Annotated in this window: 1 protein-coding gene; it reads left to right on the forward strand. The window is 57.8% G+C overall.

Features of this window, described 5'->3' with window-relative positions; all coding sequences use genetic code 11:
• The first annotated feature begins 69 nt into the window (after positions 1 to 69).
• A complete protein-coding gene (locus tag J2W40_RS20535; protein ID WP_310227824.1) occupies positions 70 to 1,074 on the forward strand; it encodes an IS30 family transposase in 1,005 nt (334 codons plus the stop codon).
• Positions 1,075 to 1,161 lie beyond the last annotated feature (87 nt).

Raw genomic sequence — 1,161 nt, forward strand, 5'->3', positions numbered from 1 at the left:
GGTGGATTCTAGATCGAAGTGCGAAATCCTAGGATTTATAGGGGTTTGATCCCTTTTCCAGGAAGGCACATGATGAACGGCTATCAGCATCTGGGTTTGGACGAGCGACGACAGGTTTACCAACTGGCTGCAACCGGGCGGTCCGTACAGCAGATAGCAGCGGCGCTGCAGCGACATCGTTCGACCATCTATCGCGAGCTGAAACGTAACCGGCATCTTGATGACGAGCCGCTGTTTCGTGGCTATTTTCCAACGGCCGCACAAACGATGGCGGACAGGCGCCGGGTGCGTGGCGGCAAAATCGCCCGAAAGCCCGAGCTTGCCGCCTATATCGCTGACCGCTTGTCAGCAGCCTGGTCGCCGGAGCAGATTGCAGGATATCTTCGACGCCATCGCGGTAGTCGTGAAGCCGTCTGTCACGAGACCATCTACCAGTTCGTCTATGGACCGGACGGACGCAGCCAAGGCCTGTGGCGCCTTCTGCCTGTTGCCCGTCGATCTCGACGTCAACGCTATGCGCGTAAGCCCCGCGGTCTGCATATCCCCTTGGCCAACACCATTGGCAAACGCCCTTCCGAAATCGGTAATCGCAGCAGCTTTGGTCATTGGGAAGGCGACCTGATGATCTTCAGGTTGGAATATGGCAAAGCCAACCTCACCTCGCTGGTCGAGCGCCGCAGTCGATTTACTATCCTCGCCCGCAATCCCAGTCGGCATTCCGCCGGCGTCATGTCGGGAATCCAGCACCACTTGCACATGCTTCCCCCTTCCCTGCGTCAGAGCATCACCTTTGACCGGGGAACGGAATTTGCCGCCTTTGCGACACTCCAGAAGAAACTCGCGATGACCAGCTATTTCTGCATGCCATCGGCACCATGGCAAAAGGGCAGCGTCGAAAACAGCAATGGCCGGATACGGCGCTTCCTGCCGTCTGACACGGACCTGGCGTTGCTATCGGATAAGGAAATCCAGGCCGTTGCTGATCGCATCAACAGCACCCCTCGCAAGTGCCTGAACTATCGCACCCCGCATGACGTTCTGGGAGAGCAGATCACCCTCCTCAAGGCCCGATAGATTTTGCCATCGAGGGTGGGGCTCGCCCCACCCTCGATGAAATGCTACGCATCCCATGGATGTCGCGCTTCAAATCGAAACCACAGC

This window comes from Sphingobium xenophagum (genome assembly GCF_031457465.1).
GTDB classification, from domain to species: Bacteria; Pseudomonadota; Alphaproteobacteria; order Sphingomonadales; family Sphingomonadaceae; genus Sphingobium; species Sphingobium xenophagum_A.